The 12939-nt window shown below is 41.3% G+C and carries 11 protein-coding genes; 10 read left to right on the forward strand and 1 reads right to left on the reverse strand.

What is annotated here, in order from left to right; all coding sequences use genetic code 11:
• Positions 1–158: 158 nt before the first annotated feature.
• The 10 genes from dusB to KSMBR1_RS17765 all read left to right on the forward strand — a co-directional run bounded on the left by dusB (position 159) and on the right by KSMBR1_RS17765 (position 11282).
• Positions 159–1127, forward strand: coding sequence for a tRNA dihydrouridine synthase DusB (gene dusB / locus KSMBR1_RS17725; RefSeq protein WP_157820710.1), 969 nt, complete (start codon positions 159–161; stop codon positions 1125–1127).
• A gap of 253 nt (positions 1128–1380) precedes the next feature.
• Positions 1381–2394, forward strand: a complete 1014-nt coding sequence (locus KSMBR1_RS17730) for a precorrin-8X methylmutase (RefSeq protein ID WP_099326519.1) — start codon at positions 1381–1383, stop codon at positions 2392–2394.
• Between the two features lie 165 nt (positions 2395–2559).
• A complete protein-coding gene (gene cbiD, locus KSMBR1_RS17735) occupies positions 2560–3633 on the forward strand; it encodes a cobalt-precorrin-5B (C(1))-methyltransferase CbiD (protein WP_099326520.1) in 1074 nt (357 codons plus the stop codon).
• Positions 3618–4268 (forward strand): precorrin-6y C5,15-methyltransferase (decarboxylating) subunit CbiE, encoded by a 651-nt coding sequence (gene cbiE, locus KSMBR1_RS17740; protein WP_099326521.1) that lies wholly within the window; start codon positions 3618–3620, stop codon positions 4266–4268. Before cbiD ends, cbiE begins: the two co-directional genes overlap by 16 nt.
• Positions 4269–4359: 91 nt before the next feature.
• Positions 4360–4515 carry a type II toxin-antitoxin system HicB family antitoxin gene (locus KSMBR1_RS21270; RefSeq protein WP_157820711.1) on the forward strand — a complete coding sequence of 52 codons (156 nt, stop codon included), beginning with the start codon at positions 4360–4362 and terminating at the stop codon, positions 4513–4515.
• Positions 4516–4683: 168 nt separating this feature from the next.
• The gene (locus KSMBR1_RS17745) at positions 4684–4887 is read left to right on the forward strand and encodes a hypothetical protein (protein WP_099326522.1); all 204 of its coding nucleotides are present in this window, start codon (positions 4684–4686) and stop codon (positions 4885–4887) included.
• The gene (locus KSMBR1_RS17750; protein WP_099326523.1) at positions 4865–5197 is read left to right on the forward strand and encodes a type II toxin-antitoxin system PemK/MazF family toxin; all 333 of its coding nucleotides are present in this window, start codon (positions 4865–4867) and stop codon (positions 5195–5197) included. The genes KSMBR1_RS17745 and KSMBR1_RS17750 overlap by 23 nt, the downstream gene beginning before the upstream one ends.
• A 143-nt stretch (positions 5198–5340) precedes the next feature.
• A complete protein-coding gene (locus KSMBR1_RS17755; protein WP_099326524.1) occupies positions 5341–6135 on the forward strand; it encodes a restriction endonuclease in 795 nt (264 codons plus the stop codon).
• A 75-nt stretch (positions 6136–6210) separates the two neighbouring features.
• Positions 6211–6933, forward strand: a complete 723-nt coding sequence (gene cobI / locus KSMBR1_RS17760) for a precorrin-2 C(20)-methyltransferase (RefSeq protein ID WP_099326525.1) — start codon at positions 6211–6213, stop codon at positions 6931–6933.
• A gap of 347 nt (positions 6934–7280) precedes the next feature.
• Positions 7281–11282, forward strand: a complete 4002-nt coding sequence (locus KSMBR1_RS17765; RefSeq protein WP_169703238.1) for an autotransporter outer membrane beta-barrel domain-containing protein — start codon at positions 7281–7283, stop codon at positions 11280–11282.
• A gap of 518 nt (positions 11283–11800) precedes the next feature.
• Here the strand turns inward: KSMBR1_RS17765 and KSMBR1_RS17770 are convergent.
• Positions 11801–12904, reverse strand: coding sequence for an IS4-like element ISCku3 family transposase (locus tag KSMBR1_RS17770; protein ID WP_099326527.1), 1104 nt, complete (start codon positions 12902–12904; stop codon positions 11801–11803).
• Positions 12905–12939: the final 35 nt, after the last annotated feature.

Raw genomic sequence — 12939 nt, forward strand, 5'->3', positions numbered from 1 at the left:
AACTTGTTTGTCCGTGTCCGGCTTGTAACTAAATGCTAACGAAATATAGCAAAATATAAGTCAAAATAAAACATTTAAATTATTTGGAAAGTTATTGAAATATGGGTACAATCCCTATTATTTTTCATAGAACTAAAGTGCTACAGTTTTTTTGTAATATGAATCCGAGTTTTTACATACGAAATATTCCCGTATATGGCGAGTTGATATTGGCGCCTATGGCCGGTTTTTCTGATATGCCGTACAGGCTTATATGCCGCAGGTTCGGCATGTCTATGAGCTATACGGAAGTCGTTTCCGTGTCTGGCATAGTGTGGAATAATAAAAAGACGTTTAAATTGCTTGATTTTAAAGAGGAAGAACGGCCTGTTACCTTCCAGGTGGTTGGCAATGATGAATGCCAGATTACAGAGGCCTGTAAGAAAATAGAGCAATTGGGGCCTGATATTATTGATATCAATATGGGATGTTCGGTATCGGATATTGCCGGAAAGGGTGCTGGGGCTGGGATGCTTAAACATCCATCAAAGATCTCAAAAATGTTTAATAATCTTACCGGGTCTTTATCAGTACCTGTGACTGGAAAAATTCGTCTTGGGTGGGATCACAAAACACGAAATTATATTGAAGTGGCCAGAATACTGGAAGAAAACGGAGCGTCTCTCATTGCGGTACATGGCCGTACAAGGTCTCAGTATTTTTCAGGCGCCGCCGATTGGGATGCGATTGCTGAAGTAAAACAGTCGGTAAAAATTCCAGTAATTGCGAATGGAGACGTGCGGTCTGTTGCAGACATAGCAGAAATAAAAAAACGTACGGCATGTGACGGGGTAATGATTGGAAGGGCGGCAATCGGGCATCCATGGATTTTCCGATATAAAGACAGAGAAAATATTTCGGGTAGCGAGAAAATTGAAATGATCCGGTATCACTTGGATTGTATGAAAGAATATTACGGCCATGCTATTGGGGTAGTACTTTTTCGAAAACATGCGGTGAAGTATATTGTGGGTCTGCCAAAAGCTACAGAATTACGCCCTTATATAGTAAGGAGTAAAAGCGCGGAAGATATCATTTCGTACATTGCCGCGCATCTGAACAGGTATTCGAAGTATGAAGCCGCGTGATTTAACGTTTAGTACCTTATCAGTAATTTCATTGCGCTTTTTGGCAAAATATTTAATAGTAAAATCAGAAATGCTAAATACGAATCCACCCCCTGCACCTCCGCCAGCGGGGGACATTCTCCCCATTTGGAGCTGGTAAGGGGGAGGACTCCAGAATTTATTTCGTATTTCGTACTTCGAATTTCGTATTTTTTATCTCGCGCTTGTTCGGTTCTGGCTATGCCAACAAGGTTTTTAAAGAAGGTTATTGATAATGAAAACAGGTGTTATACTCATTTCTCATGGTAGTAAAATAAGTAGTGGCAATGAAGGCTTGTTGAAAATAGCGGATATGCTTCGTGCAATGAATCGTTGGGACATGGTTGAACCGGCATTTTTGCAACTGGCAAAACCTGGATTGGATGAGGTGGTTGAAAAAACAGTGGCAAACGGAATGGGGCGGATTGTAGTAGCTCCGCTGCTTCTTTTTAAGGGGAATCATGTATTTAAAGACATTCCCGAAATGCTGGAAAAGGAGAGAGCGAAATATCCGAAGATGGAATTTATCTATACCAATAATATCGGAGCGGATGAACGAATTGCATTAATTGCGGCAGACCGTATTCATGAAAAACTGGTAGAGAGACAATTCGGTGAAAAAGGCCGGTTGGAACAGCCGCAATTAATTATCGATGAAAGTTTTGAGATCATCGATAAACTCGTTAATCTCGCGAATATACCTGAATTACAGAGACCTGTAATACAACGCGCAATTCATGCTACAGGCGATACGGAATATGCGTACAATTTACTATTTTCTTCCAATGCGGTTGAAGCTGGAGTAAAAGCCATAAAGGATGGGAAAAACATCATTACCGATGTAAATATGGTGAAAGCGGGGATCAGTAAAAAACCTGTTGAAAATTTTGGAGGAAAACTGGTCTGTAAGATTGACGATAACTTGGTTGCTGATGAGGCAAAACGATCGGGAAAAACCCGTGCGATGATTGCCATGCAGTTTTCACTTGATGAAATGCAGGGGGGTGTTGTGGTAATCGGCAACGCGCCAACCGCCTTGTTTGAACTTATTGATTTAATAAAAAAGGACAAGGCGAAACCGGCGCTGGTAATTGGTATCCCTGTAGGATTTGTAGGCGCGGTTGAAGCAAAGGCGGCATTAAAACAGATATCCATACCTTATATTACCAATGATAACCGTAAAGGCGGGAGCGCAGTGGCGGTGGCTATCATTAACGCTGTCATTGAATTGGCGAAGAAGGCACGGTAAATCATATAGCCAAAAGTATCCATTTCCCGAAAAATTTAATATAGCATATTAACATTGATTCGGATTTCACCATTAGATATTTTACCAAAAAGCACGCACTGACGAATGGAAGTGTGCGAAGAAATTGCTGATAAGGTACTAATTATTCGTTTTCCGGGGTAGGATATGAAATCTGGTTATACTACGGGAAGTTGTGCTACGGCGGCTGCTAAGGCAGCGGCTATAGGGCTGTGGAAGGGAAATATCCCTGATGAGATTGAGATTGACACGCCGGCGGGTACAAAACTCAAACTTAAAATTTATCATAAACAAGTATCTTCAATATCAGCGGAATGTGCTGTTCAAAAGGACGCGGGAGACGACCCTGACGTAACGAATGGCTGTTTTGTACATGCACGGGTAGAGCGAAGTTGTGCCCTAACAATAGAAATTGACGGCGGAGTTGGTGTTGGCCGTGTAACTAAGCCGGGATTACAGTCTCCTGTAGGGCAGGCGGCAATAAATCCCGTGCCTGGACGCATGATTGAGGATGCAGTACGTGAAGTGATTGGACGCCATAGTGGGGCAAAGGTAATTATTTCTGTTCCTGATGGTGAAAGACTCGCGGAAAAGACCTTTAATCCTAAACTAGGCATTGTAGGGGGTATTTCTATTCTCGGGACTACAGGCATTGTGCGTCCCATGTCAGACGAAGCACTAAAAACATCCCTTTTGTGTGGGCTTGATATTGCAAAAGGGTTAGGGTATAAAGAAGTTGTGTTAGTTCCGGGGAATCTGGGTGAACGTGCAGTGTCGGGTTATTTCTGCATTGCAAATGATCAGATTGTTCAAATGAGTAATCATGTTGGTTTTATGCTGAATGCGGTAAAAGACAGAGGCTTTGAACGTGTAATGCTTGCCGGACACCCCGGCAAACTCGCCAAGTTGCTCAGAGATGATTTTAATACGCACAGCTCCGTTTCACGTCCGGCAAACGATATTTTAATTGACCATGTAAAATCTGTATGCCGCACGCAGCAGATGCTTGATAAACTTAAAGAAGCTGCTACCGTAGAAGGGATCCTGGAATTATTGAGTCAAAATAACGCATTATATGTAATGGATAGTGTTGCTGATAAAATTGAAGAGAAGGTGCGTGTATATTTGCATCGCAAGGTATCTGCGGGTGTAGTATTGTTTGATATGAGGGGTTCTGTGGTGGGAAGATCGGAGAGCGCGGAAAAATGGCGGAAGAACTGAGAAATAGCGTTATTATAGTCGGTTGCGGACCAGGGCTAAAATCATATATTACCCCAAAGGCGTTATATAATATTAAAAAGGCGGATATTCTTGTTGGCAGCAGGCGGTTGCTAAAACTCTTTCCCGATACCGGTGCTAAAAGAATTATTATTGAAAAAAACTATAAACTTTTGTTGAAAAAAATAGCGCATTGGAGTTTTACCAGGCAAGTGGTTGTCCTCGTAAGCGGCGACCCCTGTTTTTTTAGTTACACGAAAATGATTGTAAAAAAATTCGGACGTGGTTCCTGTATTATTATTCCAGGGTTGAGCAGTATACAATTGGCGTTTGCCGCCATTGGCGAGAGCTGGGAAGATGCGGCATTTGTGAGTGTACATGGAAGAAGTTCAGGATATAAAGAACTTATTAAAAAAGTGAAAGATTACGATAAGGTAGCAGTTTTAACGGATAAAGTGAATACGCCTGCAAGGATTGCGTGCAAGCTGATGGATGCGGGAATTCTGAAAAGGCGGATGTTTATTTGCGAGAATCTTTCCCTCTCCAATGAGACAATTCATGAAAAAACGATACAATCCGCAATGAATCTTAGCACAAATGGGGCTTCTGTAGTAATTATTAAAAAAACAGGTAGTTGAGCAAATATTCACAGATTATTATGGCAATAAAATAGATACTCGAATTAGTGGATTTTAGTTATAGTTACTTATTTGAAGGGGGGGGTAAATTATGAACACAGAATTTACCGCTGTTATAAAGCAAGAAGGCGATTGGTGGATTGGATGGGTAGGGGAAATACCAGGGATAAACTGCCAGGAACATACCCATGAAGAATTAATTGAAAGTCTTAGAGTTACCCTAAAAGAAGCTATAGAATTTAATTAAAGTAAAATAAAACCCTGACGAGCAAATATTTTTCTGGAGTAGAGATCGGCTTTGTTCTTTTGATCGGCTTACACGCGAAGAAGCGGATCGTATGAAACAGTTTTTTTATGAACTATACAACGAAAAAAATTAGATTGGATATTGGATTTTCTTAATCTTGGAGGAAAGATGTTCAATACTTTAGAAGGCATTGTGCATGAAGGAAAGATCAAGTTATTGGAGCCAACGGTTTTGTGTGAGGGAACACATGTATTAGTAACTGTACTCCAAAATGAAGAAACACAATTCTGGACAGAAGTGAGTCAAAACTCTCTCGACAAGGTGTGGAATAACCCAGAGGATGATATTTATGCCGAATTACTCCAAAAATGACGTTGTTTTAGTGCAATATCCATTTTCGGGTGTATCGGTGCAAAAAGTACGTCCTGCGGTTGTCGTCAATGCTCCCCATGTTTCACATGATTTACTGGTTGTTCCTCTAACCAGTAAGACGACTTCTCTTTTAAAAGGAGAATTTGTGCTCACCGATTGGACATTAGCAGGACTCAATGTTGTAACAGCAGTTAAACGTGGAATATATACAGTGCATCAATCCTTAATCATCAAAAGACTTGGCAAACTGAGTCATGCAGATAGTCAGAAAATAGAGGTAGCCTTAAAAGAATGGCTCGGTATGTCATGAACAAGCCCAACCCAGCGCTGGAGCGTACTGTGAACCCCGTGTTTTTCCCCACCAGTTGAGTTAGTTTCAAGTGCATCATTTTTACGAACAGCTAGGTGGGGTTCACAGCCGCGCAGCTTGGTCGTTAGCCCGAGAAAATTATAATGGCAAAAAGAAATGAATCTATATTAAAATTGCTAACTCAAGTTCCATGGTGGATAAGCGTAGTTCTTTCGGCAACTGCTTTTTTTGTGCTTAAATTCATTGTGCCGGCAATTAATTTTCAAAGCTGGGTTCTCAAGGGCGTTGCTGGTGCAGCGCCGACAATAGCATATTTTGTAGCAATCATCTTTCTCGTTCATGCTCCTATCTCATATTTTAATTCATCAAGAAAAAGGAAATTACTGGACAAACAAAAAGACATTGATTCAATTAAATCTTTGTCATGGAAGCAGTTTGAAGAGTTGATAGCAGAAGCCTATCGTCGCAAAGGTTACTCTGTAGTCGAAAACTATGACATTGGCCCTGATGGTGGAATCGATTTAGTTTTGAAAAAAGATGGCAATATGTTTTTAGTCCAGTGTAAACAGTGGAGAAGTTACAAAGTAGATGTTCGTGTTGTTCGGGAAATGTATGGTGTAATGACCGCTAAACATGCTGCAGGTGTTATTATAGTTACCTCTGGCTTATTTACTCAAGAAGCTAAAAACTTTGCAGTAGATAAGCCTATTTATTTAGTAGAAGGAAGTCAGGTTGTTAATTTGATAAGGAGTGTTCAGACAAAGCTAACTTATTCCCCTGATGAAATCAATAAACCACGGACAACTGCAAATCTCTGTCCAGTCTGCGGAGGCGAACTTGTAATGCGGGTAGCTCAGCATGGGAAAAACGCAGGAAATAAATTTTGGGGTTGTTCTAATTTTCCAAAGTGTAAATTCTCTAAAGCATATACGGGCTAACAAATCACTCGTGCGTACAGGTTATCACCTGCCCCACAGTTAAGGCGTTAACTATGTTATGGCATTTATAAAAAAATGAAGACAGGTAATTTTTATGGCATCGGGCTTGGCCCTGGAGATCCGGAACTGTTGACAATCAAGGCAGTAAATACCATACGCAATGCGGATTGTATTTTTGTGCCTAAATCCGATACAAAAGAGGAAAGTCTGGCGTTACAGATAGTAGAGGATTATGTAGGGCTGAAAAAAATTGTGACACAGATTTATCCCATGACAAAAGAGAAAAATATTCTTGATGCGGCATGGAAAAAATCGGCGGAAGAAGTGCGTGATGAAGTTTTGAAAGGACATGATGTAGTATATTTAACGCTTGGGGATCCGATGACATTCAGCACTTACATTTATCTGTTGCGTCATCTTGGTGCACTCCTGCCAAATGAGGTTATTCACACAATTCCCGGTATTACCTCTTATAACGCTGCGGCTTGTTTCGGAAACTTTCCCCTGCTGACCGGCGATGAGAAGCTGGCCGTAATACCTGTGCCGGAGGATGTTGCCTCGTTAAGGCCTGTTTTGGAATTGTTCGACACCGTAGTTTTGATGAAGGTTGCAAAGAAACTGGATGAAGTTTTATTCTTGCTGGATGATATGGGACTTACCGGAAATGGCCTTTTTGCCTCGTATATCGGACAAAAAAATGCCTTTGTAACCTGCGATCTCTTGTCACTAAAAGGAAGCGGCAGAGGGTACTTGTCGGTTATGATAGTAAGGAAAAACAGCAATACCTCTATCGGTTGATAGATAGAAAAGGGCAACTATTGAGCGTAATCTATTAAACTCCCGAAGCACAACTCGTTTGCGGGTTTAGGTTTGTAACCGTTCGGCTGAGCTCACGACGAAGCCTGAACTCATGAGTTTATACGGATAATGAGTCCATGTCCTGCTGTTAAATTCCAATGCCCAAATCACAAAATCCCTGCTCTGAATTTATTTGTCATTTGTCGGGAGCATTCCCGATTTTTTGTAAAAATGTCATTAGCAGGGGGGAGGGGAATAATAGTAACTCAAGCTTCCAGCTTGAGGGTAAAACACCACAAGCAGTATGCTTGTGGTACAATGTACAATTAGTTAACCAAAAATCGGGAATGCTCCTGTTCAAACCATGTCCCCCGCTGGCGGGGGTGCAGGGGGTGGACTGGATTTCTCCATCGATTCAACTATCAATTCCGGAGGCTGCCATGATACAAAGAAATTGTGTTGTTTTTACAGTATCAGCAATTCTTTTTCTGATAGTATTTTCCATCCCATCGTTGATAGCAAGCCATGAAAACTCAAATAAACAATCATTCAAAAGCTCAATTCCGCAATCTACAATCCAAAACTTGTCCTCGACTTCGACCGGGGATCCGAAATTAGACTCGGCGGCATTTGCCCAGAAAACAAAGAAACTTCAAATACCCTTCTTAGCCAATAACGGCCAGGTAGATGAACAGGTGAAATTCTATGCCAATACTTTTGGCGGAACTGTGTTCGTAACGAAGGACGGTGAGATTGTGTATTCCTTGCCGAATAATAGTTCAGATGTAGAGACGCAATGCCTTGCGTCTTCAATGCGTTCGCCCAATGGGATACACAATGCAAAATGCAAAATACAAAATACACGAAACATGTCAAATACCACAAATCGTTTATCGTGCATCTTGCATCATGAATCAAACATCCCATATTGCACCAATTGTCTTTTAGCATGCCTTGCTAAACATACCGGACGAGACACCCAGGGAGTTGCCATTAAAGAGACGCTTGTAGGCGGCAGAGTTCAGGAGATAACTGGAAATGAAAAGGCTGTAACAAAGGTGAGCTATTTTAAAGGAACCGACAAATCTCAATGGAAAACCAATATTTCAGCATATGATGTAGTATCGCTTGGAGAAGTCTACGACGGTATAGAACTCAAATTAAAGGCGTATGGAAATAATGTAGAGAAGCTTTTTTGTGTAAAACCAGACGCAAACCCCGAACAAATACAGGTAAAGCTCAGTGGTGTAATAGATTTGCGGGTAAATAACGAAGGACAGCTTGTGGCAGAGACAAAGCTTGGGGCGGTAAAGTTTACAAAACCCGTGGCATATCAGGAAATAAACGGCAGACGAGTGGACGTGGAATGTAAATATACGATTGCGGATTGTGGAATGCAGAATGCGGAATGTAAAACAAATCTGAAATCCGAAACCCGAAACTTGTCCTCGACTGAGATCGGGGATCCGCAATTAGAATACGGCTTCACCGTAGCAAGCTACGACTGCACAAAAGACCTCATCATCGACCCCCTGCTGGCATCCACGTACGTGGGCGGGTCTAGTAGTGGTGATTTTGGTAATTCTCTCGCCCTCGACACAAGCGGGAACGTATATGTGACGGGGTGGACTTATTCATCAGACTTTCCGACGACGAGCGGGGCTTATGATACCTCTTTTAATGGTTATATGGATGTCTTTGTCTCGAAGCTGAATAGTGGATTAACTAGTTTGCTGGCATCCACGTATCTGGGAGGGTCTGGTGGTGAGTCGGGGTATTCTCTTACCCTCGACACAAGCGGGAACGTATATGTGATGGGGTATACTGGTTCAACAGACTTTCCGACCACGAGCGGTGCTTATGATACCTCCTATAATGGTGGTAATTATTATGGTGATGTCTTTGTCTCGAAGCTGGACAGTGGATTAACGAGCCTGCTAGCATCCACGTACCTGGGCGGGTCTAATGATGATATTGGTAATTCTCTCGCCCTTGACACAAGCGGGAATGTATATGTGACAGGGAATACTTCTTCATCAGACTTTCCTACCACGAGCGGGGCACATGATACCTCTCTTAATGGTGGTTATTATGATGTCTTTGTCTCGAAGCTGGACGGTGGACTGACGAGACTGCTGGCATCCACGTACCTGGGCGGGTCTGCTGATGATTATGGTAAATCTCTTGCCCTCGACACAAGCGGGAACGTATATGTGACGGGGAATACTCCTTCAACAGACTTTCCGACTACGAACGGGGCATACGATACCTCTTTTAATAGCGGCAGTGCCGTCTTTATCTCGAAGCTGGACGGTGGATTAACGAGCCTGCTGGCATCCACTTTCTTGGGCGGGTTTGGTGATGATCGGGGTTATTCTCTCAGCCTCGACACAAGCGGGAACGTATATGTGACGGGGCTTGCTGGGCCAAACTTTCCGACCACGAGCGGGGCATATGATACCACTTTTAATGGTGGTTATGCTGCCTTTGTTTCGAAGCTGGATGGTGGATTAACGAGCCTGCTTGCTTCCACGTTCCTGGGCGGATCTAGTGAGGCTTGGGGTTATTCTCTCTCCCTCGACACAAGCGGGCGTGTATATGTGACGGGGTTTACTACGTCAACAGACTTTCCGACCACGAGCGGGGCATATGATACATCCTTTAATGGTGGTTATGATGTCTTTGTCTCGAAGCTGAACAATGGATTAACGGGCCTGCTGGCATCCACGTACCTTGGTGGGTCTGATTATGATTTTGGTAATTCTCTTATCCTCGACACAAGCGGGCATGTATATGTGACGGGGTCTACTGGATCAACAGGCTTTCCGACGACGAGTAGTGCATATGATACCTCTCATAATGGTGGAAGTTATAATGTCTTTGTCTCGAAGCTGGACGGTAATCTTTCTGCCTCTGCTGCAACCACACCTACCCCTTCGCCCACGCCTTCACCTGCACCAACACCGTCTCCAACAACAAGCCCAGAGGAAGAAAACCTCCTGGAAAAATACGCGCCGATTTTGTATATGCACTCTAAGGAGCGATTACATCCTACAAATGTTAAAGTAATGTTGGAAAATTCAGAACTATACGAAAAAATATGTAAAAAAGAAAAAAAAGATGGTACGTGTAAAAAATATAAAGGAGAACAAGTAGATACAAAAGATAAAAAACTTACTACAGATTTGTTAATGAATGATTACAATATGGATGATTACAATGATGATAACTATTATTATCTTCAGCTAAAAAAGAAGGCAGAGAAGAAGGCAAAAAAGGAGGAATGGAAAGAACGACAAACTGTTTATGGCCGTAAATTTATTAGCGAAGAGGATAAAACAAAAACAGTGCTTCAATATTGGTTTTTTTATGTTTACAATGATTGGAGCGGCTCTTATGAAGGCGGTAATAAGCACGAAGGGGACTGGGAAATGATCCAGATTATTTTAGACAGCAATAAGCAGCCATGGAAAATTACCTATTCTTTTCATCGTGGCGGGCAAACATTCTTATGGGATGACAAAGAGGTAAGCAAAAGCGATGATGGAAATCACCCTTTGGTATATATGACTTTGGGGGGGCACGGGTGTTGGAACAAACCTGGAAATCACAAGTGGTATCAAGAACCTGCAACGTGCATGGATTGTACTGATGAGACAGCTGATAATGGTGACGTATTACATCCGGATACTATGTCTAATGCTGAAATTGATGAAATAAAAACGAGTACAAAAAAATATGCTTATGTAATTGAAGACATGACTGATTGGACAGAGGAAAATCAAGATTGGATATATTGGAAAGGGTACTGGGGAAAGCAGACTAAAAAGAAAATGAATAACAAAAGAGATTACGATATTATATACGGGTATAATTCCGGTCCCTCAAGTCCGCCCTACATTGATTACATAGATGATGAAATAGGTGGTCGTTGGGAAAAACCAATATTGTGGGCAACAAGTCCTAAGCCATCAGATTATGAAATTTGTGCTTCTTCCAATATCAAAATTATTGCCCATGATATAGAGGGTAATGTTTCGAACCTTTTGGATAATTGTTCGTTTGATACTTCTTGTGGTGGATGCGCAACCATTAAAATATTGTATTCAGAAAAGGACCAGATATTTGAAGTCTATTCCCTCGACGGCGAAGAAGTAACCCTGAAAATCAGCAGATACAACAGGAATACAAAGGAAGTGTGCGAAGTGGAATTTGACTGGCTTGAAATTCCCAGGAACGGCAAGGCAACACTTAGATTTTCTCCAGATGAAAACCCAAATCTTGAAATGGAAATTGACCACGACCTTAATGGAATTTTTGATTATCGTGTATCGCCAAATTATGTATAGTTCAGATAAATAATAACCAGAAATTTAAATTAACAGGTCTAATGCCTTTATTAACACGTGTTTTCCCTTTACAGTCAGGAAAAGGAAGATTGAAGGGTAAACGTTACGGCATTGCTTTTTGTTTGTCATTTTTAATACTTATCGGGAGCATTCCCGATTTTTTGTAAAAATGTCATTAGCAGGGGGGAGGGGAAGAATAGTAACTCAAGCTTCCAGCTTGAGGGTAAAACACCACAAGCAGGATGCTTGTGGTACAATGTACAATTAGTTAACCAAAAATCGGGAATGCTCCTGTTCAAACCATGTCCCCCGCTGGCGGGGGTGCAGGGGGCATAAGCGCTAACTTGTTTTAGGTATGCTCGAAGTATTTTGATATCTGTGTTTTTCGGATTCTTGTATTTTCTGCTAAAGAACAAGCAATGTCATTCCAGCACTTAAGAACTTCCTGTAATGATAACGCTGGTTCTATAGCCCGTTTTACTTGATTAAGCATAAAAGCAAATTCACGCCATTTGCTTTTAGTCTTCTTGCTTGACAATGAAGTATCCCCAGGGGGAAAAAGACGTAGCAAAATCTATTAGTTTTTCTGTCAAAAGAGCAACGAATAGTTTGCCATAAAGCCAAGCTTTTGAGCTATCATCATCGTATTTAGGTAAGTGTCCAAATTGTGCTATTTGTTTAAATCTTTTAAAGACCAGTTCAATTTGCCATCGAACTCGATACCATTCTAAGATATCAAAAGCGGTAAATTGATTTTCAGGAAACGTTGTGAATACTATTACGTACTTGGCATAAATAAGGGTCTCCGGTTTTAGTTCAATGCCCTTTTTGCTTGCATGTCTTTTAAGTTTTTTATGAGCTATTTTAATGGCTTCTTCTGTTTTGTGTATTATACAAAGACGACCTTTGACATATTCAGTATTATCAACGTTTGGAATAAAAACGTTCCATGATTTTATAGCAAGGGGTCTTTTTAAATATTGGATTTCTTTCAATAAAGGAAAGGGTTTCTTTTCTTCGCCGAATATCCGTAGAGATTGCGAATTAACTCTAACGCTAAGATAAGCGCCTTTCCTTGTTGCATGATGAATTCCTTGGCCAGTACAGTAACCTCTGTCAGCTATAATATAATCATCTTTTTTCATCGGAAACTGCCGAAAAGATTCTCCTGTGCCTTCTCCTTCAGTTCCCGTAAGTTTAAAGAAATCGCAAGATAATGAAGGAACCTCAATACTATAATGAATGCGCCAAAGACTTCCTGTTTTCCCAGGTTCCTTTACTGTTGTTGCATCAAATAAGCGAAGATGAAAATTATTCCGTTTATTAATTTGGAGGCCACGCTCACGGAATAAAGATAAACATAATTTATATAGCCATTCTTTGCTCTTTTTTAATCGCTTTAATAAGGCAACATCGGATAAATCTGCTAAGTTAGCACGCTTGGCTAGAACTACTGTTTCACGCAATGAATAGCCACATCCTAAATGAATTAATAATGTTCGAAGAAGCTTTTCTTCAGATTTATCCTTGCGCAAGCCTTTTAAAGCATTTGTATCAACGGCTAAACTTTTCCAATCGTTTGGGAAGAAAGTTCTTAGAAGATCCCAATCTTCTCTCATCATGGCTTTATCCTCCTATAGAGTGATTAGCGGGATAA

The sequence above is a fragment of the Candidatus Kuenenia stuttgartiensis genome, assembly GCF_900232105.1.
Lineage (GTDB): Bacteria > Planctomycetota > Brocadiia > Brocadiales > Brocadiaceae > Kuenenia > Kuenenia stuttgartiensis_A.